This window comes from Variovorax sp. J31P207 (genome assembly GCF_030316965.1).
GTDB classification, from domain to species: domain Bacteria; phylum Pseudomonadota; class Gammaproteobacteria; order Burkholderiales; family Burkholderiaceae_C; genus Variovorax; species Variovorax ginsengisoli_B.
In genome coordinates this window covers 1-22171 of sequence record NZ_JASZYN010000021.1, presented here as the reverse complement: position 1 = coordinate 22171, position 22171 = coordinate 1, and the positions used below count along the sequence as shown (strand labels likewise).

General features: G+C 68.6%; 26 protein-coding genes. 9 read left to right on the top strand and 17 right to left on the bottom strand.

Annotated features, from left to right (window positions below; translation table 11 throughout):
• Nucleotides 1–49 precede the first annotated feature (49 nt).
• The 3 genes from azu (at nt 50) to QTI68_RS37415 (ending at nt 1428) form a co-directional block, all read left to right on the top strand.
• Nucleotides 50–502, top strand: a complete 453-nt coding sequence (gene azu / locus QTI68_RS37425; RefSeq protein WP_286529305.1) for an azurin — start codon at nt 50–52, stop codon at nt 500–502.
• Nucleotides 503–576: 74 nt separating this feature from the next.
• A complete protein-coding gene (locus tag QTI68_RS37420) occupies nt 577–1068 on the top strand; it encodes a phasin family protein (RefSeq protein WP_286529303.1) in 492 nt (163 codons plus the stop codon).
• A gap of 117 nt (nt 1069–1185) precedes the next feature.
• Nucleotides 1186–1428 (top strand): hypothetical protein, encoded by a 243-nt coding sequence (locus tag QTI68_RS37415; protein WP_286529301.1) that lies wholly within the window; start codon nt 1186–1188, stop codon nt 1426–1428.
• A gap of 6 nt (nt 1429–1434) precedes the next feature.
• On the opposite strand, the gene QTI68_RS37410 is transcribed toward QTI68_RS37415, so the two are convergent.
• The 3 genes from QTI68_RS37410 to QTI68_RS37400 all read right to left on the bottom strand — a co-directional run bounded on the left by QTI68_RS37410 (nt 1435) and on the right by QTI68_RS37400 (nt 2872).
• Nucleotides 1435–1845 carry an RcnB family protein gene (locus QTI68_RS37410; RefSeq protein WP_286529299.1) on the bottom strand — a complete coding sequence of 137 codons (411 nt, stop codon included), beginning with the start codon at nt 1843–1845 and terminating at the stop codon, nt 1435–1437.
• A gap of 109 nt (nt 1846–1954) precedes the next feature.
• Entirely contained in the window at nt 1955–2269 is a 315-nt protein-coding gene (locus QTI68_RS37405; protein WP_286529297.1) for a hypothetical protein, read from the bottom strand.
• Between the two features lie 27 nt (nt 2270–2296).
• On the bottom strand, nt 2297–2872 hold the full coding sequence (locus tag QTI68_RS37400) for a cob(I)yrinic acid a,c-diamide adenosyltransferase (protein ID WP_286529295.1): 576 nt from the start codon (nt 2870–2872) through the stop codon (nt 2297–2299).
• A 69-nt stretch (nt 2873–2941) separates the two neighbouring features.
• Here QTI68_RS37400 and QTI68_RS37395 point away from each other — a divergent pair, with 69 nt between their 5' ends.
• The gene (locus QTI68_RS37395; protein ID WP_286529294.1) at nt 2942–4366 is read left to right on the top strand and encodes an FAD-binding oxidoreductase; all 1425 of its coding nucleotides are present in this window, start codon (nt 2942–2944) and stop codon (nt 4364–4366) included.
• A gap of 176 nt (nt 4367–4542) precedes the next feature.
• Here QTI68_RS37395 and QTI68_RS37390 read toward each other — a convergent pair whose 3' ends face one another.
• The 9 genes from QTI68_RS37390 to QTI68_RS37350 all read right to left on the bottom strand — a co-directional run bounded on the left by QTI68_RS37390 (nt 4543) and on the right by QTI68_RS37350 (nt 12425).
• Nucleotides 4543–5445 carry a CsgG/HfaB family protein gene (locus QTI68_RS37390; protein ID WP_286529292.1) on the bottom strand — a complete coding sequence of 301 codons (903 nt, stop codon included), beginning with the start codon at nt 5443–5445 and terminating at the stop codon, nt 4543–4545.
• Between the two features lie 106 nt (nt 5446–5551).
• Nucleotides 5552–6493: a ParB/RepB/Spo0J family partition protein gene (locus QTI68_RS37385; protein ID WP_286529290.1), complete on the bottom strand. Its 942-nt coding sequence runs from the start codon at nt 6491–6493 to the stop codon at nt 5552–5554.
• Nucleotides 6494–6498: 5 nt separating this feature from the next.
• On the bottom strand, nt 6499–7041 hold the full coding sequence (locus tag QTI68_RS37380; RefSeq protein WP_286529288.1) for an RBBP9/YdeN family alpha/beta hydrolase: 543 nt from the start codon (nt 7039–7041) through the stop codon (nt 6499–6501).
• Nucleotides 7038–7895 (bottom strand): ParA family protein, encoded by an 858-nt coding sequence (locus tag QTI68_RS37375; RefSeq protein WP_286529286.1) that lies wholly within the window; start codon nt 7893–7895, stop codon nt 7038–7040. The genes QTI68_RS37380 and QTI68_RS37375 overlap by 4 nt, the downstream gene beginning before the upstream one ends.
• A 1-nt stretch (nt 7896) precedes the next feature.
• Nucleotides 7897–8511 carry a LysE family transporter gene (locus QTI68_RS37370; protein ID WP_286529284.1) on the bottom strand — a complete coding sequence of 205 codons (615 nt, stop codon included), beginning with the start codon at nt 8509–8511 and terminating at the stop codon, nt 7897–7899.
• A 60-nt stretch (nt 8512–8571) separates the two neighbouring features.
• Nucleotides 8572–9210 (bottom strand): 16S rRNA (guanine(527)-N(7))-methyltransferase RsmG, encoded by a 639-nt coding sequence (gene rsmG / locus QTI68_RS37365; protein ID WP_286529283.1) that lies wholly within the window; start codon nt 9208–9210, stop codon nt 8572–8574.
• Nucleotides 9207–11156 carry a tRNA uridine-5-carboxymethylaminomethyl(34) synthesis enzyme MnmG gene (gene mnmG, locus QTI68_RS37360; protein WP_286529282.1) on the bottom strand — a complete coding sequence of 650 codons (1950 nt, stop codon included), beginning with the start codon at nt 11154–11156 and terminating at the stop codon, nt 9207–9209. Before mnmG ends, rsmG begins: the two co-directional genes overlap by 4 nt.
• Before the next feature lie 161 nt (nt 11157–11317).
• Nucleotides 11318–12226 (bottom strand): transglutaminase-like domain-containing protein, encoded by a 909-nt coding sequence (locus tag QTI68_RS37355; protein WP_286529281.1) that lies wholly within the window; start codon nt 12224–12226, stop codon nt 11318–11320.
• A gap of 13 nt (nt 12227–12239) precedes the next feature.
• A complete protein-coding gene (locus tag QTI68_RS37350) occupies nt 12240–12425 on the bottom strand; it encodes a DUF1328 family protein (RefSeq protein WP_286510477.1) in 186 nt (61 codons plus the stop codon).
• Between the two features lie 191 nt (nt 12426–12616).
• On the opposite strand from QTI68_RS37350, the gene gstA reads away from it, so the two are divergent.
• Complete coding sequence (gstA, locus tag QTI68_RS37345; protein WP_286529279.1) at nt 12617–13225, top strand: glutathione transferase GstA; 609 nt, start codon at nt 12617–12619, stop codon at nt 13223–13225.
• A 12-nt stretch (nt 13226–13237) separates the two neighbouring features.
• Here gstA and QTI68_RS37340 read toward each other — a convergent pair whose 3' ends face one another.
• A complete protein-coding gene (locus QTI68_RS37340; RefSeq protein ID WP_286529277.1) occupies nt 13238–14449 on the bottom strand; it encodes a YbfB/YjiJ family MFS transporter in 1212 nt (403 codons plus the stop codon).
• Nucleotides 14450–14575: 126 nt separating this feature from the next.
• On the opposite strand from QTI68_RS37340, the gene QTI68_RS37335 reads away from it, so the two are divergent.
• On the top strand, nt 14576–15679 hold the full coding sequence (locus tag QTI68_RS37335) for an alkene reductase (RefSeq protein WP_286529276.1): 1104 nt from the start codon (nt 14576–14578) through the stop codon (nt 15677–15679).
• On the opposite strand, the gene QTI68_RS37330 is transcribed toward QTI68_RS37335, so the two are convergent.
• Nucleotides 15661–17052 carry a sensor histidine kinase gene (locus QTI68_RS37330; protein ID WP_286529275.1) on the bottom strand — a complete coding sequence of 464 codons (1392 nt, stop codon included), beginning with the start codon at nt 17050–17052 and terminating at the stop codon, nt 15661–15663. The two genes, QTI68_RS37335 and QTI68_RS37330, sit on opposite strands and share 19 nt — an antisense overlap.
• Nucleotides 17049–17738, bottom strand: coding sequence for a response regulator transcription factor (locus QTI68_RS37325; RefSeq protein ID WP_286510472.1), 690 nt, complete (start codon nt 17736–17738; stop codon nt 17049–17051). The genes QTI68_RS37330 and QTI68_RS37325 overlap by 4 nt, the downstream gene beginning before the upstream one ends.
• Before the next feature lie 120 nt (nt 17739–17858).
• On the opposite strand from QTI68_RS37325, the gene QTI68_RS37320 reads away from it, so the two are divergent.
• Nucleotides 17859–18053: a heavy-metal-associated domain-containing protein gene (locus tag QTI68_RS37320; protein WP_286510471.1), complete on the top strand. Its 195-nt coding sequence runs from the start codon at nt 17859–17861 to the stop codon at nt 18051–18053.
• 40 nt (nt 18054–18093) lie between these two features.
• Here QTI68_RS37320 and QTI68_RS37315 read toward each other — a convergent pair whose 3' ends face one another.
• On the bottom strand, nt 18094–19104 hold the full coding sequence (locus QTI68_RS37315) for a cupin-like domain-containing protein (RefSeq protein WP_286529273.1): 1011 nt from the start codon (nt 19102–19104) through the stop codon (nt 18094–18096).
• A 153-nt stretch (nt 19105–19257) separates the two neighbouring features.
• Between QTI68_RS37315 and creB the strand changes: the two genes are divergently transcribed.
• Complete coding sequence (gene creB / locus QTI68_RS37310) at nt 19258–20007, top strand: two-component system response regulator CreB (protein WP_286529272.1); 750 nt, start codon at nt 19258–19260, stop codon at nt 20005–20007.
• Entirely contained in the window at nt 20004–21443 is a 1440-nt protein-coding gene (gene creC, locus QTI68_RS37305; protein WP_286529270.1) for a two-component system sensor histidine kinase CreC, read from the top strand. The genes creB and creC overlap by 4 nt, the downstream gene beginning before the upstream one ends.
• Here creC and QTI68_RS37300 read toward each other — a convergent pair.
• Complete coding sequence (locus QTI68_RS37300; protein WP_286529269.1) at nt 21437–22042, bottom strand: hypothetical protein; 606 nt, start codon at nt 22040–22042, stop codon at nt 21437–21439. The genes creC and QTI68_RS37300 overlap by 7 nt on opposite strands.
• Nucleotides 22043–22171 lie beyond the last annotated feature (129 nt).

Below are 22171 nucleotides of genomic sequence, written 5' to 3'. Positions count from 1 at the left end.
CTTGGCGCACGGTTGCGCGCGCCATCCTTTTTTCTGGAGAACCTTCCCCATGCTTCGCCACCGTCTCGCCGCCCTCGCCGTGCTGGCTTTCGCCTCCGTCCCCGCCCTCGCCGCCGACTGCACCGTCGAGATCGAAGGCAACGACGCGATGCAGTTCAACAAGCCCGCCATCGAGGTCAGCCAGTCCTGCAAGGAGTTCACGGTCAAGCTCAAGCACAGCGGCAAGATGCCCAAGCAGGCCATGGGCCACAACTGGGTGCTGGCCAAGACCGCCGACGTGCAGGCGGTCGCCGCCGACGGCATCGCCGCCGGTCTGCCCCAGAACTACGTCAAGGCCGGCGACGCCCGCGTCGTGGCCCACACCAAGATCGTCGGCGGCGGCGAGAGCGACAGCGTGAGCTTCGCCCCGGCCAAGCTGGCCGCCGACGGCAGCTACACCTACTTCTGCTCCTTCCCCGGCCATTCGACGCTGATGAAGGGCACGCTCAAGCTGGTCAAGTGAGCGAAGGGCTTTCATGAAACGCCCTTCTGGGCGTATCGTGGCGACCCCAACCTTCAAATCCGGAGACACCGCACATGGCCACCAGCAAGTCGAGCACCACCGCCGCGAAGAAGACGCGTTCGACCGGCATCCCCACGCCGGCCGACGTCCAGGAAGCCTTCGTCAAGCCGCTGAAGGGCATGGCGGAGCGACTGCAGAACCTGCCGCTGGCGGGCGCCGCGGGAGCGATCGTCGAGAGCGGGCGCAAGGACCTGCAGGCGCTGGTCAAGGCCAACGAGAAGTCCTACGAGGGGCTGCAGGCCGTGGTGCAGCGCCAGACCGAGATGCTCAAGACCTCGATCGAGGAATGGCAAGGGACCATGAAGGGGCTGTCGGGCAAGGACCCGCGCGAGGGCTTCGCCAAGCTCGACGCCATGGGCAAGGCGGCCTTCAAGCAGGCGCTGGACGACATCCGCGAGCTGTCCGAGATGGCGGCCAAGTCGCAGTCCGACGCCTTCGAGGTGGTGCGCGAGCGCATCCGCTCGAACGTCGACGAGGTCAGCAAGCTGTTGCAGCCGCGCAAGTAACCCCGCCCCGCGGGGCTCGATCTGCATTGTCCTGCGCAATATCGAGAAATAGGTCCGTGACTGGCGCCGCAGGAAGCGTACATTGGTGCGATTCCTCAGCGATTGGAACGAACCAGCATGGCATCGAATTCTCAGACGCGCATTTCGGAACGGGCCGCCAACGAAGCCGCAGCGCGCGAGCGGCTGCGGCAGGCCCTGCCCGCCACGGTCGACCATCTGCAGAACCACCAGGCAGACCGGATCGACGACAACGACATCGATGCCTACGTGCGGCTCAACTGGCTCGAATGGCACGGCGGCGGGCTGCGGCTCACGATCACCGGGCGCAATGTCTGCGCCCAGCTCACGCCGACCGCCTGAGCCCGGTCACTGGCCGATGACGATCTGGGCGATCAGCCCTGTCGCCACTGCGGCCAGCACGAAGTCGCCACCCACTCCCATCCACTGGTAACCGCGCGGCGGCTGCTGCAGGCGGTGCCCGCGCCAGTCGTTCACGACGTACTGGCGGCCGCGGTACTCGCTCGGCATGCGCCCGCCGCGGCGCCATTCGGCGTGCGGATTCGGATACGCGCGATGATCGAATCGGTCCGGACCCGGACGGTAGGCGCCTCGGGGGTCGGGGCGGTAGTCGGGACGGGCGTCGACGCGATAGCCGGGCTGTGCCCGGTCATTGCGGTCGGGTCCGCGATCGAAGCGCGAATCCTGCGCGAAGGCGCTTCCCGCCATGCACATCGCGAGCGCTGCGGCGGCAGCTGCCATGCTCTTGGACTTGATCATTGTCGGAACTCCTTCTGCGTTGATGAGGAGTCCAGTGTGGAAGCCGCAGGTGTCGCGCCTGGCGCTCGCATGTACGCGCCACGTGAAGCAAGGTAAAGCCGGCCCGGATTCAGGGCGCGGTGCCTTGAGGCCCGACGGCCGGCGCGGCCGGCTTGTGGCTGCCGGCGGGCGTGATCTTGCGGCCCAGGGCCTCGCCCCAGCGGCGCACCGGCGCGCTGGCGCGCTCGGCCGTGTGGTCGACGCCTTGCCGGGTCGCATGGGCGCCGCGCTCGATGCCGCGGCCCGCGGCGTCGCTGCCGCGTTCGATGCCGTTCAGCACCTTGCTCTCGGCGCCTTGCGCGGACAGCGGCAGCAGCGCGACGGCGCCCAGCAAGGCCAGGGCTGCGCCTGCGGTGCACGTGCGGGTTTTGCTCGTGAGGGACATGGGTTCGATCTCCTTTTCGTCTCGCATTCAATCCTGGGGTTCGGCCGCGGCGCGCGCCATGCGTTCGCTCTTCCAGTAGACGTCGTCGCCGCCATCGACCCGGTTGAGCACCCGCGCGAGCACGAACAGCAGGTCGCTCAGGCGGTTGAGGTAGTGGCGCAGCGCAGCGTTGATCTCCTCCTGCGCGCCCAGCGCCACCACCGCGCGTTCGGCGCGCCGAGCCACGGTGCGGCAGACATGGGCCAGCGAGGCGGCGCGGGTGCCGGCGGGCAGGATGAATTCAGCCAGCCGCGGCAGGGCCGCGTTGTGCTCGGCCAGCGCATTGTCGAGCTGCAGCAGGGCCTCGGCCTTGAGCAGCGTGTAGCCCGGCATCGACAGCTCGCCGCCGAGGTTGAACAGCTGGTGCTGCACGTCGACCAGCAATTCGCGCACCGGGGCCGGCATCGGCTCGCAGAGCAGCACGCCGATCTGCGAATTGAGCTCGTCGACGTCGCCCATCGCGTGCACGCGCAGGTGGTCCTTGGGGACGCGGGTGTTGTCGCCGAGGCCGGTGCTGCCGTCGTCGCCGGTGCGCGTCGCGATCTGTGTCAGGCGGTTGCCCATGGGTGTGGTCTCTGGTGCGGGTTGAGGAAGCGGTTCGTAGAATGTTAGACCCTTCAGGAGACCGCCCCGATGAATGCGCCCACCGCCCCCTCCCATCTCACGCCCGAGATCGCGCTGCGCGCGGTGCCCGACGCCCTCATCGAGTCGCTGAAGGCCCGCTTCGGCGAGCGCTGCTCGACCGCGCTGGCGGTGCGCACACAGCACGGCCGCGACGAGTCCTCCTTCGACGCACCGCCGCCCTCGGCCGTGGTCTTCGCCGAGAGCACGCAGGACGTGGCCGACGCCGTCGCGCTGGCCAGCGCGCACAGCGTGCCGGTCATCCCGTTCGGCGTCGGCTCCTCGCTCGAAGGCCACCTGCTGGCGGTGCAGGGCGGCATCAGCATCGACGTCAGCCGCATGAACCGCGTGCTGTCGATCAACGCCGACGACCTCACGGTGACCGTGCAGCCCGGCGTCACGCGCAAGCAGCTCAACGACGAGATCAAGAGCACCGGCCTCTTCTTCCCGATCGACCCGGGCGCCGATGCCTCGATCGGCGGCATGGCGGCCACCCGCGCCAGCGGCACCAACGCGGTCCGCTACGGCACCATGCGCGAGAACGTGCTGGCGCTCGAGGTCGTCACGGCCAGCGGCGAAGTGATCCGCACCGGGACCCGGGCCAAGAAGTCCTCGGCCGGCTACGACCTGACCCGGCTCATCGTCGGCAGCGAGGGCACGCTCGGCGTGATCACCGAAGTCACCTTGCGCATCTACCCGCTGCCCGAGGCGGTGTCGGCCGCGATCTGCTCGTTCCCGAGCATCGAGGCGGCGGTGCGCACCACCATCGAGATCATCCAGCTCGGCGTGCCGATCGCGCGGGTCGAGTTGATCGACGTCAACACGGTGCGCATGGTGAACGCCTACGCCAAGCTCGGCCTGCGTGAGGAGCCGATGCTGCTGATGGAGTTCCACGGCTCGCCGGCCGGCGTCAAGGAACAGGCCGAGACGGTGCAGGAACTCGCCAGCGGCCACGGCGGCAAGGCCTTCGAGTGGGCCAGCACGCCCGAGGAGCGCACCCGCCTCTGGACCGCGCGCCACAACAGCTACTTCGCGGCGGTGCAGTCGCGCCCCGGCTGCCGTGTCATCTCGACCGACACCTGCGTGCCGATCTCGCGGCTGGCCGACTGCCTGCTCGAATCGGTCGCCGAGGCCGATGCCAGCGGCATCCCCTACTTCCTGGTCGGCCATGTCGGCGACGGCAACTTCCACTTCGGCTACCTGCTCGACCCCAACCTGCCCGAGGAGCGCGTGACCGCCGAGAAGCTCAACCATGCGCTGGTCTCGCGCGCCCTGGCGCTCGAGGGCACCTGCACCGGCGAGCACGGCGTCGGCCTGCACAAGATGGACTTCCTGGTGACCGAAGCGGGTGTCGGCGCGATCGACATGATGCGCACCATCAAGCGCGCGCTCGACCCGAAGAACATCATGAATCCGGGCAAGATCTTTAACTTGTGAGACCTTGCGGGACAGACCAAGACTTCTTGAAGCCTTGCGGGACAGACCAAGAAACTGCGCAGCAGTTTTTGCTCTGTCCTCAACTGATCAAGCCCTTCTTCACATCAAGCCCCCCATGAAAAACCCCGGCCGCTCTGGCAAGCGGCCGGGGTTTTTTCTCACCCTGAGCGTTGCCCTTATTTCTGCGTGCTGCTGCCGCGGCGAGCCGGTGCGGGTTGCGGCGCCGAGGTCTGCGACGGCGGCGCCGCGCCGTCCACGCCGAGCCGGCCGCCGCCGCCCAGCCCCTGGCCCTGCACCGTCTGCGCCTTGTAGTTGCGCAGCGCAATAACCATCTGGTTGAACGCGTCCATGAAGGCGGCGCTGATCACCTTGCCCTGGGCGGTGTTGGTGTAGCCGCCGAGCGCGCCGCCGGCGCTGCCGCCGAAGACCGAGCCGAAGGCCCCGAAATCGGTCTTCGAGGCGCTGCCCTCCGAGGCCGCGACCTGCACCCCCGACCGGTTGTCGATCAAGGTCAGCATCGCGCTGGCCTCCTTGGTCTGCATGCTGCCGCCGACCGCGGACAGCACGCCGCTGTAGCGGCCGCCTACCAGGCCGCCCAGCGCTCCGCCCATGCCGCCCGCGTTCTGGTTGCTGAAGACGATCTCGGGCGACATGCCGTAGTCGGAGGCGACCATCTGGCCGGCGCCGAAGTTGCTGCCCTGGCGCATCTCGCCGGATTGCGACAGCTGGCGCTCGCGCGACATGGCGTTCATGCCGGCCGCGCCGCGCTCGACCACCACGAAGCAATTCGACTGCTGGATCAGCAGCCGCAGCAGGTTGGACGTCGGCGGCAGCTTGTACTCGTTGCGCAGGATCGTGTACCAGCCGGCCGACTGGTTCTCGACCAGCGACACCGTGCCCAGCGGCGAGGCGCATTTCTCGAGCGCGCTGCTGGTGTTGGCGCTGGCACTGCCGGCAGCGCTGCCGGTGGCCACCGTCTTGGCGCTCTGGCTGCCCATCTGCATGTCGGTGGTTTCGCAGCCCGCGAGCAGCATCGCAGCCGCGGCCATGGCGGCCCATGGCGATACGCGTTGTCCCATGTGATTCCCCTCTTAGAACTTTTGATTTAAAAGTTGTAGCGGGAGCATAGGACGGGTAACCGGTTGAAATCAATTCAACCAGAAGCAAGGGACGCCGGACGGCGACCTAGGCCGTTTGGCGGATGCGGTCGATGAGGCCGTTGAGCGCGTCGAGCGAGCCGAAGTGGATCGCCAGTTCGCCGCTCTCTTCCACCTTGCCGCCGCGCCGGGTGCGCTTCTTGATGCGGACTTCAACCTCGGCCGCCAACAGGTCGGCCAGTTCCTCCTCGACCCGCAGCAGGTCGCGCGATTTCTCGGCGGCGCCGCGCCGGGGCGACGGCGAGAGACTGAACTCGGCCGCCAGCTTCTTGACCAGCGCTTCGGCTTCGCGCACCGACATCTTCTTGGCCGCGATCTGGTTGGCCGCGGTGATCTGCGTGCCCTTGTCGAGCGACAGCAGCGCGCGCGCATGGCCCATGTCGATGTCGCCGGCCATCAGCATGGCCTGGGCGGGCTCGGCCAGGTTGAGCAGGCGCAGCAGGTTGCTGGCCGCGCTGCGCGAGCGCCCCACCGCCTGGGCGGCGGATTCGTGAGTAAGCCCAAACTCTTGCACCAGCCTTTGCAGGCCCTGGGCCTCCTCGAGCGGATTGAGGTCTTCGCGCTGGATGTTCTCGATCAGCGACATGGCGGCGGCGGCCTCGTCGGGCACGTCACGCACCAGCACCGGCACGCTCTCCAGGCCGGCCAGGCCGGCGGCACGGAAACGCCGCTCGCCGGCGATGATCTCGAACTCGGCCTTCTTCTCGCGCGCCGCGTCGCTGTCGAGCCGGCGCACCAGGATCGGCTGCATGATGCCCTGCGCCTTGATGCTCTCGGCCAGCTCGTAGAGCGCGCCCTCGTCCATCCGCGTGCGTGGCTGGTAGACGCCAGGCACCATCTGGTCGAGCTGCAAGGTGGTCGGATTCGGTACCACCGAGTCGTCGTTGACCGCGGTGTCCGAACCGTTGAAGGTCGGGCCCAGCAGGGCCTCGAGGCCGCGGCCGAGGCCCTTTGGTTTTTTGGTGGCCATGGAGGTCATTTGTCTTTCAGTAGTTCGTTCAGCAGTGCGCGGCCTTCGGGCCAGTCGCCCAGGCCGGATTCGCCGTTGATGTGGCCGCGGGCGCCGGCATCGACGAAGCGTGCGCCCCAGTCGCGCGCCAGCTGGCGCGAACGCGCGGGCTCGCAGTACGGGTCGTCCTGGCCGGCGATCATCAGCGAAGGAAATGGCAGCGGCTGGCGCACGATCGGCGCCCAGCCGGGAATCATCTGGCGCAGGTCGTCGCGTTCCAGGTCGCCGGGCGCCACGAGCAGCGCCGCCCGCACCTTGGCCGTATGGCCCGAGTGCGCAGCCCAGGCGGCCACCAGGATGCAGCCCAGGCTGTGTGCGACCAGCACCACCGGACCCGGGGCGGCCAGCACCTCTTCTTCGAGCCGGGCGCTCCAGTCGCCCCGCAGCGGCCGCATCCAGTCGTGCTGCTCGACCCGGTGATCGCCATGGAGCGCTTCCCAGCGGCTCTGCCAGTGGGCCTCGTCGCTGTTCTGCCAGCCGGGCAGCAGCAGGATCTTGGGGGCGGTCAAAGGCTGTCCGGCAGTTGGACCGCCACCGGCGGTGCGTCCATCGGGGCGGGCACGGGCGGGCTTGCGGCCTCCGACGCCATCGCGCTGGCCGGCGGCATCTTGTCCACCAGCTCCTGGGCAAAGGCCACGAAGGCCACGCTGCCCTTGGCTGGCGGATCGAAGACCACGCCCGGGAGGCCGTAGCTCGGTGCTTCGGCCAGGCGCACGTTGCGCGGGATCACGGTGTCGAACACCTTGTCCCCGAAATGCGCCTTCAGCTGCTCGCTCACCTGCTGCTGCAGGGTGATGCGCGGATCGAACATCACCCGCAGCAGGCCGATGATCTGAAGGTTCTTGTTGAGGTTCGCGTGCACCTGCTTGATCGTGTTGACCAGGTCGGTCAGCCCCTCGAGTGCGAAGTACTCACACTGCATCGGCACGATCACGCCGTGGGCGGCACACAGTCCGTTGAGGGTGAGCAGGCTGAGGCTCGGCGGGCAATCGATCAGGATGTAGTCGTATTCGGCCCCGACCGCGGCCAGGGCGGTGCGCAGGCGTTTCTCGCGTCGGTCGAGCGCCACCATCTCGACCTCGGCGCCCGCCAGCTCGCGGTTGGCGCCGAGGATGTCGTAGCCGCAGGCTTCGGACCGGACCCGGGCCTCGGCGACCGACGCCGATTCGAGCAGGACGTCGTACACCGTGGTCTCCAGCTGGCGCTTGTCGACGCCCGAGCCCATGGTGGCGTTGCCCTGCGGATCGAGGTCGATCATCAGGACCCGCTGCCCAACCTTGGCCAGGCCGGCCGCCAGGTTCACCGTGGTCGTGGTCTTGCCGACGCCGCCCTTCTGGTTCGCAATGCAGAAAATCTTGGCCATGTCAGCGGGAAATGGCCAGTTTGAAGCCGAAGGCGATCAGGAATACGCCCGCCAGCTTGCCCAGTGCACCCGAAACCTTGGGATTGGCGCGCAGGCGCTCGGCCAGGAAATAGGTCAGCAAGGTCACGATCAGGCCGTACATGAAGGTCAGGAAAGCGATCGTGGCAGCCATTGCCCCGAAGGTGGCCAGGCCCTGGTGGCGGCTGGGATCGATGAAAAGCGGGAAGAAGGCCATGTAGAAGACGATGGCCTTGGGATTCAGCAAGGTGATGGTCACGGCCTGCTGGAAGTACTGCCTGGGCCGGATGTTCAGGATCGGGGCCGCGCCGGGCTTGGCCCGGATCATCTTCAGGCCCAGCCAGGCCAGGTAGCCGGCGCCGAGCCATTGGACGGCACTGAATGCGGCCGGATAGGCGGTCAACAGTGCGGCGACGCCGGCCACGGCGGCCCACATCAGCACCTGGTCGCCCGCGATCACCCCGAAAGTGGCGGCCAGGCCGCCACGGATGCCGCCCTTGCCGGTCGAAGTGATCAGCGCGAGGTTGCCAGGCCCGGGAATCGCGAGAAAAAGAACGATGGCCGCGACGAACGCGCCGTAATCAGCGATGCCGAACATGCAAAGTACCTCAATGGGGAGTGCGTCGAGTCTAAGCGAGGTCGACGCGCGGAGCGTGGGTCAGACGCCGGGTTTTCGCATCCAGACGATGCAACGCTCGGCGTCCAGCCCCGGAACCGTGAGTTGTTCCACGTGAAACACCTCGCAGCTGGCCGCAAGCTGGGCGATTTCGTCATCCGGCGCCCTGCCCTTCATGGCCATCCACTTGCCTTGCGGCGCCAGCAGGTGTTGCGAGCCCGAGACAAAATCCGCCAGCGAGGCGAATGCGCGAGAGCTGATCAGCTCATAGCTGCCCTGAAGCGCCTCCACCCGGGCGTGCAACCCGCGCAGGTTTTTCAAGCGCAGCTCCGACGCCACCTGCTGGACAAAGGCGGCCTTCTTGGCCACGGCATCGAGGCAGGTGACCTGGACGTCGTCGCGCAGGATGGCGATGACCACCCCGGGCAGCCCCGCGCCGGCGCCAACGTCCAGCAAATTCGCGGCGCCTGGACACTCGCGCCGCAGCGGCGCGATCACGGACAGGCTGTCGAGCAGATGGTGCGTGAGCACGGTCGCCGGATCGCGCAGCGCGGTCAGGTTGTAGACCTTGTTCCACTTGAGGATCAGCGCGCCGTAGGCCAGCAGGCGCTCGCATTGAATGTCGGTCAGGTCCAGGCCCAGCGCGGCCGAGCCTTCGCGCAGCAGTTGCTCCTGGCTCATTCGGCGGTCGGGATTTCTGCTTCGACCGGGTCGCGGGCGAAAGCCTGGTGCCCACCCTTTCGAAGATGGATCATCAGCAGCGAGATGGCGGCCGGCGTCACGCCCGAGATGCGCGAGGCCATGCCCAGCGTCTCGGGCCGGTGCTTGGCCAGCTTCTGCCGCACTTCAAAGCTCAGAGCCTTGACCTGACCGTAATCGAAGGTCTCGGGCAGCTTGAGGTTTTCGAAATGGGCGGCGCGCTCGACTTCGTCATGCTGGCGATCGATGTAGCCCGAATACTTGGCCGCAATCTCGATCTGCTCGATCTCGACCGCACCCGGGGCCTCCGGCGCGCTGTACTTTCCACCGTCCAGCGACATCAGCGACGCGTAGCTGACGTTTGGGCGGCGCAGCAGGTCGCCCAGGTTGTATTCGTGGTCGATCGCCTTGCCCAGCACCCGCTCCGACTCGGCAGCCGGCAGGTTCCGCGGATTGACCCAGATCGAACGCAGCCGCTCTGTTTCACGTGAAACAACGTCTCGCTTGCGGGAGAAAGCGTCCCATCGCGCATCGTCGACCAGGCCAAGCTTCCGGCCGGCCTCGGTCAGGCGCATGTCGGCGTTGTCCTCGCGCAGCTGCAACCGGAACTCGGCCCGGCTCGTGAACATGCGATAGGGCTCGGTCACGCCCTTGGTGATCAGGTCGTCGACCAGGACGCCCAGGTAGGCCTCGTCGCGCCGCGGCAGCCACGCGGCCTCGCCCCGGCATTGCAGTGCCGCATTGATGCCCGCGAACAGCCCCTGCGCAGCCGCTTCCTCATAGCCGGTCGTGCCGTTGATCTGCCCGGCGAAAAACAAGCCCTGGATCGCGCGGGTCTCGAAATTGCTCTTGAGTTCGCGGGGATCGAAGTAGTCGTATTCGATGGCGTAGCCGGGACGCAGGATGTGCGCGTTCTCGAGGCCCGCCATCGAGCGCACCAGCTGGTACTGGATGTCGAACGGCAGGCTGGTCGAGATCCCGTTGGGGTAGAACTCGTGGGTGGTCAGCCCTTCGGGTTCGAGGAAGATCTGGTGGCTTTCCTTGTCGGCGAAGCGGTTGATCTTGTCCTCCACGCTCGGGCAATAGCGCGGGCCGATGCCGTCGATCTTGCCCGTGAACATCGGGCTGCGATCGAATCCCGACCGGATGATGTCGTGGGTACGGGCGTTGGTGTTGGTAATCCAGCAAGGCACCTGCTGCGGATGCATCTCCGCCCGGCCCATGAAACTGAACACCGGCATCGGGCCGGCGCCGCCCGGCATCCCGTCCCCGGGCTGTTCGGTGCACTTCGAGAAATCGATGGTTCGGCCATCGAGCCGCGGCGGCGTGCCGGTCTTCAGGCGCCCCTGGGGCAGCTTGAGTTCCTTGAGCCGGGCCGACAGGCTGACCGCCGGCGGGTCCCCCGCCCGGCCGGCCTGGTAGTTGTCGAGGCCGACATGGATGCGCCCATCCAGGAAGGTGCCCGCCGTGAGCACCACCGCCCGCGCCCGGAAGGCGATGCCCACCTGCGTGATGGCGCCCACCACGCGATCGCCCTCGATCATGAGGTCGTCGACCGCCTGCTGGAACAGCGACAAATTCGGCTGGTTCTCGAGCCGCCGGCGAATCGCCGCCTTGTACAGGATGCGGTCGGCCTGCGCCCGGGTCGCCCGAACCGCCGGCCCCTTGCTGGAATTAAGGATCCGGAACTGGATTCCGCCCTCGTCCGTCGCGATCCCCATCGCGCCGCCGAGCGCGTCGACCTCCTTCACGAGATGCCCCTTGCCGATCCCGCCGATCGAGGGGTTGCAGCTCATCTGGCCCAGGGTCTCGATGTTGTGGGTCAGCAGCAGCGTGCGAGCGCCCATACGGGCGGAGGCCAGCGCGGCTTCGGTGCCGGCATGGCCGCCGCCGACGACGATCACATCGAATTCTTCGGGGTACAGCATGGGATGGGGCGCACCACGCGTGCGCGCTCGGGAAGGGGCGGTGATTTTAATCGCCGACGCACTTTCGTGCTGCCGTGAGGGCAAGGTGGCCGACCCGATGCCTGGCGCCGACTGGCCATCGGCATTGGATCTGATGCTATCATTTTGATAGCATCAGGGACTCAGTCGATGGCGCTGACCTCGTGCGCGGACGCCAGTTCTTCCGCCGGCAGCGCCACCGGCTTCTCGATGCCCACGATCTGACCGCTCGGGCGCGGCTCGGCCGGCGCACCCTGACGCTCATCCTGCAGTTCGCGCACGCTCAGCGTCTTGGCCGTCATGCTCACAGGGCCGAAGAGGGTGCAAAAAGCCACATCCTTGGCGTCGCGCCCGGTGCCGACGCGCACCAGCCGGTCGACCGGCGCCATCCGCGTGGCATCGAACAGCACCCATTGCCCGCCCAGCCAGGCCTCGAACACCGCATGGAAGTCCTGCGGCGGCTCGTCGAACCAGACATAGCCCACCACCAGCCGGGCCGGGATGTTCAGCGCCCGGCAGAAGGTGATCCCGAGGTGGGCAAAGTCGCGGCAAACCCCGGCGCGCTCGACGAAGACCTCGCGCGCCGTGGTGGTCGAGTCGCTGCTGCCCGGCTCGTAGGTGATGCTGTCGTGGATCCAGTCCACGATCGCCTGCACGCGCCCGATGCCCGGCGGCAGGTCGCCGAACAGCTGGAGCGCACAGCGCGACATCAGGTCCGACTCGCAGTAGCGGCTCGGCATGAGGTAGTGGAGGATCTCGTTCGGCACCTCGTTGACCGGCACTTCCGCCAGGTCGGTCGGGACCTCCGCCCAGGCGCGCTGCACATGGGCCTTGTAGCGGATCCTGAGCGGCCCGGGCGCCGCATCGAAGCGCACGAAGCGGTTGCCGCTGCCTTCGTCGCAGAAGGCCTGCAGCGGCACCGCGGGCTCGATGACCAGGTCTTCGCTGATCAACACCTGCGCGCCGCTGCGCGCGGCCTCGATGTTGAGCAGCAGGTGCGACGGTGCGGCGACCTCGTATTCGAGCAGCGCGTCGATGTGCGAGAAGTGCATGGCGTTCAGGCGCTCAGTCCAGGGCTTTCTTCACCGCGCCCACGCCGAGGGCGGCCAGCACGAGAAAGACGACCGCGAGCACCAGGAACAGCCCGAACAGCACCTTGGCGATGCCGGCCGCACCGGCCGCCACGCCGCCGAACCCCAGGGCACCGGCGATCAACGAGATGACGGCGAAGACAATGGCGTACTTCAACATGAGTGGACTCCTTGAACGACGGACCCCGTCGCGGTGCCCGCAAGCTTAGGAACCCGCTCGCGACGGCCCCATAGTCGCGGCGCCCAAGGCACCGTAGGACAAAAACGCGGGCCGTGAAACCGCTTAGCATCGCTGTCGCGTCGTCAAGAACGCTCAAGAACGCATTTCGCCTAATCACAGGAGTTTTTCGAATGAAGCTGTACTACTCGCCGGGCGCCTGCTCGCTGTCGCCCCACATCGCCCTGCGCGAAGCGGGCCTCGCCTTCGAACCGGTGCTCGCCAGCACCAAGAGCCACAAGCTTCAGGACGGCACCGACTACTACGGCATCAACCCGCTGGGCTACGTGCCGATGCTCGAACTCGACGACGGCACCCGCCTGCGCGAAGGCCCGGCCATCTTGCAGTACATCGCCGACCTGGCGCCGACCAAGAACCTGGCGCCGGCCAACGGCACGATGCCGCGCTACCGGCTGCAGGAATGGCTGACCTTCATCGGCACCGAGATCCACAAGAGCTTCTCGCCGCTGTTCAATCCGGGCATGCCTGAAGAAGGCAAGGCCATCTCCAAGACCAAGCTGCGCTCGCGCTACGAATGGCTCGACAGCCAGCTGGCCGACAAGGACTACCTGATGGGCGACACCTTCAGCGTCGCCGACGGCTACCTGTTCGCGGTCACCAACTGGGCCAAGCCCACCGGCGTCGACATCGCCGACCTGCCGAAGCTCAACGCCTGGCACGCGCGGGTCGCCTCGCGCCCCGCGGTCCAGGAGGCATTGAAGGCAGAAGGCCTCACGAAGTAATCCGTTGAGGCCTCAAGCGGGCCGTTGACGCCACGCCAGCAAGGCGCCGGCCCACAGCGCGAGGGCCGACGCGACCAGGCCGCCGGCGAGGCCGCCGCGGCCGTCGGAGATCCAGCCGGTCACGGTCGGGCCGACGATCTGGCCGAGCGCGAAGACGATCGTGAACGCGCTGATGCCGGCCGCCCATTGCGGGGCCGGCAGGTTGTGCCGCACCAGCGCCGTCGTCGACGCCACCACCGACAGGAAGACGGCACCGAACATCAGGCCCGAGGCCAGGGTCAGGGGCCAGGCCGGACTGAGCACCGGCAGCAGGGTCGCCACCCCCAGCAGGGCGTTCAGCAGTGCCTGCGGGCCGCCGCCGCGAAATCGGTCGAGCAGCCCGGCCCACAGGCGGGCCGACGCCACGCAGGCGACGCCCAGCAAGGCGTAGAACAGCGTGACGTCGCCGGGACTCGCGCCCTGCTCGCGCAGCAGCGCGATGACGAAGGTCATGTAGCCGATGTAGCCGGCACCGAACAGCGCATAGCCCGCCAACGCCCAGCCGAAGCGCCGGATCGGCCAGGCCGGCCGGCCCGCCGCGGGCGCTGGCGTCGGCGCCGCAGCAACGGCACCCTCCCCCGGGAACGCGCGCACCGCGAACGCGAGCACCGCGGTGGCCGCGACGCTGGCCAGCGCCAGCGCCCACCAGGCCCAGGCCCAGCCATGCGGTGCCCCCGCCGCGGCCTGCAGCACCGCGGGCACCAGCAGCGCCGACAGCGTGATGCCGAAGCCGGTGCCGCCGTAGTAGAGCCCCAGCAACAAACCCGCGCGCGACGGCTGCGCGCTGCCGAGCCGGGCCGCCAGCAGGCCGCCCGAGACGAACACCCAGGCGCTGGCCAGGCCAGCCAGCAGGCGCTGCAGCAAGAGCGCCGGCGCCGAAACGAAGAAGCCGCTGGCCGCCATGAAGAGGCTGGCCGCGACCGCGCCGCCGACCAGCAGCCGCACCGCGCCGAAGCGCCGCATCAGCGCCGGCGTCAGCAGCGCACCCAACAGGTAGCCGGCGGCATTGGCGGTGTTCATGCCGCCGGCCAGCGCATAGCTCCATCCCAGGTCCGCGCGCATCGGCGGCAGCAGCAGGCCATAGGAAAAGCGGGTGATGCCGAGCGAGACGGCCGCCCCCAGCGACAGCGCCAATGCGAGACGGAGGGCTTGGGCGGGCGTGAGCGAGGCGGGCGTCGAAGGCATGCGGAATCCGCCCATTCTGCGGCAGCGCCTAGCACCAACAGGACAACCGTGCGACAGCAGGGTTGCGATTCGGGGTTTACCCTTGCGCGTTCTCTTCCCTCATCTTCAACAACAGGCACTCCGTTCATGTCCTCTCTCTTCGATCCCGTCCAGGCAGGCGATCTGGCGCTCGACAACCGCATCGTGATGGCGCCGCTGACGCGCAACCGGGCCCCCAATGCCGTGCCGCGCGACATCACCGCCACCTACTATGCGCAGCGCGCCTCCGCCGGCCTGCTGATCACCGAAGCCACCGCGATCAGCCAGCAAGGCCAGGGCTATGCCGACGTGCCGGGCCTCTACGGCACCGACCAGCTGGACGCCTGGAAGCACGTGACCGATGCGGTGCACGCCGAGGGCGGCAAGATCGTGGTCCAGCTGTGGCACGTCGGGCGCGTCTCGCACACCGAGCTGCAGCCCGACAACGGCCAGCCGGTCGCCCCCTCCGCGATCACCGCCAAGACCAAGACCGTGCTGATCAAGGACGGCGTGCCGACCTTCGTTGAGACCTCCGAGCCGCGCGCACTCGATGCAGCCGAACTTCCCGGCATCGTGCACGCCTATGCCGCCGCGGCGCGCAACGCGGTCGAGACCGCCGGCTTCGACGGTGTCGAGATCCATGGCGCCAACGGCTACCTGCTCGACCAGTTCCTGAAGACCGGCAGCAACAAGCGCAGCGACGACTACGGCGGCAGCATCCCCAACCGCGCCCGCCTGCTGCTGGAGGCCACGCGCGCGGTGGTCGACGCGGTGGGCGGCGGCCGCACCGGCATCCGCCTGTCGCCGGTGACGCCGGCCAACGACGTCCACGACGCCGACCCGCAACCGCTGTTCGACTACGTGGTGCGCCAGCTGGCGCCGCTCGGCCTGGCCTACATCCACGTCATCGAGGGCGCCACCGGCGGCCCGCGCGAACTGGACGACCGGCCCTTCGACTACGAGGCGCTGAAGGCCGCCTACCGCGCGGCCGGCGGCAAGGGCGCCTGGATGGTCAACAACGGCTACGACAAGCCGCTGGCCGAGGAAGCGCTCAAGGAAGGCGACGACCTGGTCGCCTTCGGCCGGCCCTTCATCTCGAACCCGGACCTGGTGCGTCGCCTGCGCGAAGGCGCGCCGCTGAATCCGTGGGACAAGAACACCTTCTACGGCGGCGGCGAAGCCGGCTACACCGACTACCCGGCCCTGGCCTGAACGGCCGCCTGCGCGTCGGCGGCAAAAGCCACGCTGACGCGCAGCCCTCCCTCGTCGGAGGCCCGTGCGAAGCTCAGCTCGGCGCCGAGCAGCTTCGCGTAGCGGGCCACGATCGCCAGGCCCAGCCCGGCGCCCTGTCCGAGTTTCTGGCCCGCCGGCCCCTGTGCCCAGCGCTGCAGCAGGTCGGGCTGGGCATCGGGCGCGATGCCCGGACCGTCGTCGACCACGCTCAGCGTGCGGCCCGACAGTTCCACGGTGATGGTGTGGCCGCCGTAGCGCAGCGCGTTGTCGATCAGGTTGTCGAGGATGCCCTCGACCAGCGCCGCATTGGCAGCCACCGTGACCGCTTCCTCGAGTCCGAGACCGCCGAGATCGACGCCCTGGGCATCGGCGCGCGCCAGGTGCCGCAGCACCGCCTGCTGTCCCAGCTGGTCCAGCCGCAGGGGCTCGCGCTGCAGCCGGGTATGGCCCTCGTCCGCCAGCGCCAGCGCCAGCAGCTGGTCGACCAGGTGGCTGGCCCGCACCTGGCTGGCGAGGATCTGCTGCAGCTGTTCGCGCCAGGCCGCCGGATCGCGCTGCGCCAGGCCATAGTCGGCCAGCGCACGGATGCCCGCCAGGGGCGTGCGCAGCTCGTGCGCGACATTGCCCGCGAACTCGCGCTGCGCGGAGGCGCTGCGTGCCAGGCGCTCGAACAGCGCGTTGAGCGTGTCGCCGAGCTGCTCGAGCTCGCGCGAACTGCGGGCCACCGGCACCGGCGCCAGGTCATGGGCGTCGCGGCGCTCCAGCGTGCGCCGCAGGTCGCCCAGCGGATGCAGCTCGCGATCGATGCCGCGCCAGATCCAGGCCGCCAGCAGCGCCAGCAGCACCAGTTGCGGCGCCAGCGAATACGCCAGCAGCTTCTCGACCAGCGAGGCGCGCCCGCGCGTGGTCTGGGCGATGACGACGCGGTAGGCGAGCGGCTCGTCATGGTTGAGCACCACCGCCCGCAGCGCCTGGCCCTGGTAGTCGATGCGCGAGAAGCGGTGGCGTGCGCCGTCCTGCGGCGCCGGCGCACCGAGGCCGGCGTCGCCGGCCAGCAGCGAGCCATCGGGCCGCAGCACCGCGAAGTAGACCGTCTCCGCCTGGTCGAACAGCAGGTTGTTCATCTCGCGCGGCGACAGCAGAAGCTCAATGCCGCGCTCGCCGGCCCGCACGTTGGCCGACACCGAATAGGCGTCGTCCAGCATCGCGCGGTCGAAGGCCTGCTCGGCGAAATAGCTGGCGACGACCAGCGCCACCGCGGTGCCCAGCAGCCATGTCAGGCCCAGCGGCAGCAGCACGCGACGCAGCACCCGCGCGATGAGCGAGGGCGCGGCCGCCGCGCCGCCGCTCACGTCTCGGCTTCCATCAGGTAGCCGATGCCGCGCAGCGTGCGAATGGCGGCACCGCTGGCGACCAGCTTCTTGCGCAGCCGAGAGATGAAGGCCTCGAGCGCGTTGTCGCCGAGCGATTCGTCGAAGGTCGAGAGCTTGTCGGACAGCTCGCGCTTGCTGACCGTGCGCCCGGGCGGGCTCATCAGCTCCCACAGCACCTCGAACTCGCGAGCCGGCAGGTCCAGCGGCACGCCCCCGACGGCGAAGCGGCGCGCCCGCCGGTCGAGCCGGAGCTGCCCGAGCAGCGCGATGTCCTCGGTGCCCTGAGCCCGGCGCACCAGCGCCCGCAGCCGGGCCTCGACCTCGGCCAGGTCGAAGGGCTTGCCGAGGTAGTCGTCGGCACCGGCGTCCAGGCCGGCGATGCGCTCGTCGGTGCGGTCGCGGGCGGTCAGCACCAGCACCGGGGTGCGGTCGCCGCGGGCGCGCGCCTGGCGCAGGGCCGCCAGGCCGCTCGCGAGGCCGCTGGTCGGACTGGCGGTCGCCGGCAGGTTCAGGTCGAGCAGCACGGCATCGAAGGTCTGTACCCGCCACAGGTGGTCGGCGTCCTCGACGTTGGCCGCCACGTCGACGCGGTGGCCCGCGTCACCCAGGCTGCGCAGCATCACGCCGCGCAGGACCTCATCGTCTTCGACCAGAAGGATTCGCATGGGTGGGTAGTGAAGTGAAAAAAACTTGCTGTTTGTACCCCAGGAAGCACCCCCTCACTGGACATTGACATGGGGGAAAGGTTCAAACTCGCGCTTCAACCACATGAAGGAGCTATCACGATGAGCCAGAAGTTCCAGGTCACGGGCATGAGTTGCGGCCACTGCGCCGGCGTGGTGCAGAACGCAGTCCAGACGATCGATCCCAGCGCGCAGGTCACGGTCGACCTCGAGACCGGGCATGTCGACGTCGTCAGCCAGCACCCCCGGCAGGACATCATCGTCGCGATCGAGAACGCCGGCTACCGGGCGCAGTAGCCCGGCCGCCGTCCCGGCCCCCGACATGGGCCGGGGCCGCTCAGGAGGTCGGAATGCGGATCCGCAGCTGCCGCCGCGACGGGTCCGGCGCGGCCTCGGCCGACAGTGGTGCAAGCTTGGCGGGCAGCACCAGAGCGCGCGCCAGGGCGGGCGAATCCTTCTGGAAGCGCTCGATCCGGGTCAGGATCCGGTCGATGCGCGCCAGCTGGCCGCCCAGCCGGGCGCCGGCTTCCGGCGACCGCTTCGCCTCCTCGGCGGCCACCTCGTCCTGGAAGCCTTGCCAGTTCGACGAGTCCAGCATGTTGGTGCAGACCGAGATCGAGGTCGACAGCGCGCGCGCGGCATGCCACCAACGCGCCGGCACGAAGATCATGTCCCCGGGCTTGAGCACGGTCCGGTAGAGCGTCGCCTTCGCGAGCAACGGAAAACGCTCGCGGTTCTGCATCACCGGGTCGTCGACGGTCGAATGATTGGGGAACGCGACCCGCGGATACAAATAGGGGGTGTCGGTGGGCGGAAAAACCACGAATTCCTTGTCGCCATAGATCTGGGTGATCTGGGCGTGCGCGTTCTCGCCGTCGAAATGCATCACCGGAAACTTGCTGCCGACACCGCCGATCAGCAATTTCAGGTAGCCGTCCGGACGGCGCCATTTCTCCGGCATCAGGGGGCTCGAGAAGCGCCGAGGAAATGCGAACTTGTTCTGCGGCATCACGTCCGGCAGCAGTTCCGGCAGCACTTCGTGCAGGAACGAGCGGTACATGTAGGGACCGGGGTTCTCCGCGCTGGAAGCGATCACTTCGTCGATGAAGCGGTCGAACGGCATGTTCCGCTCGTAGCCGATGGCGACCGGTTTGCTGCCGAAGCGCTGCTTGAAGTACTCCGGCGTCCATTGGCGCATGGCCGCCCAGCCCTTGCCGACATTCGAGATCACGACCGGCCGGTTCGCATGCATGTAGCGGGCGAGAAAGTCGTCGTAACTCAGCGAATTGCCATCCGCCCGCTCGATCGGCAGCCAGGGCGCAGCCGTGCGCTCGCGGCTGGCAGTCACCGGCGGAGCAGCAGAAGCAGAATCTGTGAGATTTTGTACTTGCATACTTACATACTACAAAAAGTGAGTGCGGTTGCATAGTGTTCGTTCGTCATACGGCCAAACTTCAGAGGCCTGCGCCGCACCGGCGCCCCGGCTGGCTACCATCGCCGCATGCTCTCCAACCCCCGGATCCTGATCGCCGAAGACGAGTCCGGCATCGCCGACACCCTGCAGTACGTGCTGCGCACCGACGGCTTCGTCCCGGTCTGGTGCGCCACCGCCGCCCAGGCCATCGCGCAGTTCACGGCCGAGCCGCCGGCGCTCGCGATCCTCGACGTCGGACTGCCCGACATGAACGGCTTCGAGCTGTTCAAGCGGCTGCAGGCCCTGCCCGGCGGGGCGCAGGTGCCGATGCTGTTCCTGACCGCGCGCAGCGACGAGATCGACCGCGTGGTCGGCCTGGAACTCGGCGCCGACGACTACATCGCCAAGCCTTTTTCGCCGCGCGAGCTGGTGGCGCGGGTGCGGACGATCCTGCGCCGCAGCGGCCGCGGCGCCCAGGGAGTGCCGGCGGCGGCCACCTCCCCGGCACCGGCCGCCGCCCCCGCCGCGCCCGCGACGCCGTTCGCGCTCGACCTCGAACGCATGCAGATCCGCTACTACGGCCGCCTGCTCGAACTCTCGCGCTACGAGTACGGCGTGCTGCGGCTGCTGGTGCAGCGGCCCGGGCGCGTCTACACCCGCGACGACCTGCTGCGGCTGGTCTGGGACGAGGCCAGCGACAGCTTCGACCGCACCGTGGATGCGCACGTGAAGACGCTGCGCGCCAAGCTCAAGGCGATCGCGCCCGAGGTCGATCCGATCCGCACCTTGCGCGGCACCGGCTATGCGCTGAACGAAGAACTGCCGCCTGCCGTGTGACTAGCAGGACCCGCATCTTTCTCGGCATCCTGCTGATCTACACGGCGGGCATCGCCTTCCTGCTCTACCGCGTGGTGATCGACATCGACCCGCGCTACCGCGAGTCGGCGGAAGAATCGCTGGTCGAGGCCTCGCAGCTGATGGCCAGCCTGGTCGAACAGGACGTGATCGCCGGGGCGATCAACACCGCGCGGCTCGAGCCCCTGTTCCGCTCGGTCTATGCCCGCCAGTTCTCGGCCCAGATCTACAACCTGCACAAGCGCCACGTGGAATTGCGGATGTACGTGACCGACCGCAACGGCCGGGTGCTGTTCGATTCGCAGGGCCGCAACCTGGGCGCCGACTTCTCGCGCTGGAGCGACGTCAGCCGCTCGCTGGCGGGCACCTACGGCGCGCGCACCACGCGCGACATCGCCGGCGATCCGCTGAGCTCGGTGATGTACGTGGGCGCGCCGGTGCGCTGGGGCAACGAGATCGTCGGCGTGGTCAGCGTCGGCAAGCCGGTCCAGAGCTTCGGCCAGTTCGTCGAGGACGCGCGGGCCCGCACGCTGTGGGTCGGCGTCGGCTCGGCGCTGGCCCTGCTGGTGGGCGCGGTCATCGTCTCGGTCTGGCTGGTGCGTCCCTTCGGGCTGATCTCGGACTACGTCGGCTGGCTGCGCGCGCAGCGCAGCCTGAGCCTGGGCCGCATGCTGCGCCGGGCCGCCGACACGCTGCGCAGCGGCCTGGGCGAGATGCGCGACGCCTTCACCGGCCGCAACTACGTGGCCGACTACGTGCAGACCTTCACGCACGAGATCAAGAGCCCGCTGTCGGCCATCCGCGGCGCCGCCGAGCTGATCCAGGAGCCGTCGATGCCGCAGGCCGAGCGCGAGCGCTTCCTCGGCAACATCGCGCACGAAACCCAGCGCATCCAGGAGATCGTCGACCGCATGATGGAGCTCACCGCGCTCGAGACCCGGCGCGCGCTGGACCGCAGCGAGCCGGTGGCGCTGGGGCCCCTGCTGCGGGAGGTGGCCGCCGGTGCCCAGGCCGCGGCTGCGGGGCGCGAAGTGCGCGTGCAGGTCGCGATCCATGCCGAGGCCAGCGTCGAAGGCGACCCCTTCCTGCTGCGCCGCGCGATCAGCAACCTGCTCGACAACGCGATCGATTTCTCGCCCGCGGGCGCCGAGGTGCTGCTGGCGCTGGAGGCCAGTTCGCGCCGGGCCATCGTCAGCGTGCGCGACCGCGGTCCGGGCATCCCGGACTATGCAAAGGACAAGGTCTTCGAGAAGTTCTACTCGCTCGCCCGGCCCCACAGCCAGAAGAAGAGCACCGGGCTCGGGCTGGCCTTCGTGAAAGAGATCGCGGCCCTGCATCGCGGCCGGGTCGAACTCGCGAACGCGCCGCGCGGCGGCGCGCTGGCGACGCTCACGCTGCCGCTGCTGTCAGTTCACTGACCGGTGAGCGCCGCGTAGGCCTTGCGGGTCTCGGGGCTCACGGCGTCGAGCACCTGCGCGTGGGAGGTCTTGTGGCGCGCCATCAGCCGCGCCGAGGCCACCGCCTTCGACTTGCAATACCAATGGCAGCTGTGCTGCATCAGGAACAGCTCGGCCGACATCATGTAGGCCTTGGCCTTCGGCGAGCGCTGCGCTTCGTTGCGCATCACGCCGGCGATGCCGCGGGCATGGATCGCGAAGGCCTGGCGCAGGTCGAAGGTCGCGGCCGGCAGCAGCTGCGCAACGAAGGGCAGCGCCAGCGGCAGCTTGCTGACCCGCGCCTCCTTCTCGCCGACCTGCGCGAATTCGGCCGCGAAGCTGTCGAACTGCGCCGACAGCTTGGCCTCGGTGCTGTCGAGCAGGCCCCAGATCTGGGCCCGGCGCTCGGGATCGTCCTCGCCGAGACAGCGCAGGTAGCCTTCGGTGAGGTTCTCCATCAGCTTCTCGATCTGGTAGTGGCCGAGGTGGCTGCCCAGCAGCGCGATGCGCCGGCGCTGCTGCTGCGAGTTGACGAGGTAGGCGCCGATGACGATCAGGGTCACCAGGGTGAGAGTTTCCATCGGCCCCGAGTGTAGGGGGCGCGGCCAGGGCCTGTTCACACTACTCCGGGGTCGCGAAGGTATGCCAGGGCGGGCCAATCAAGGCGCGCGACGCCGCATGTGCGTTGGCACATGCAAGGAGCGCAACGC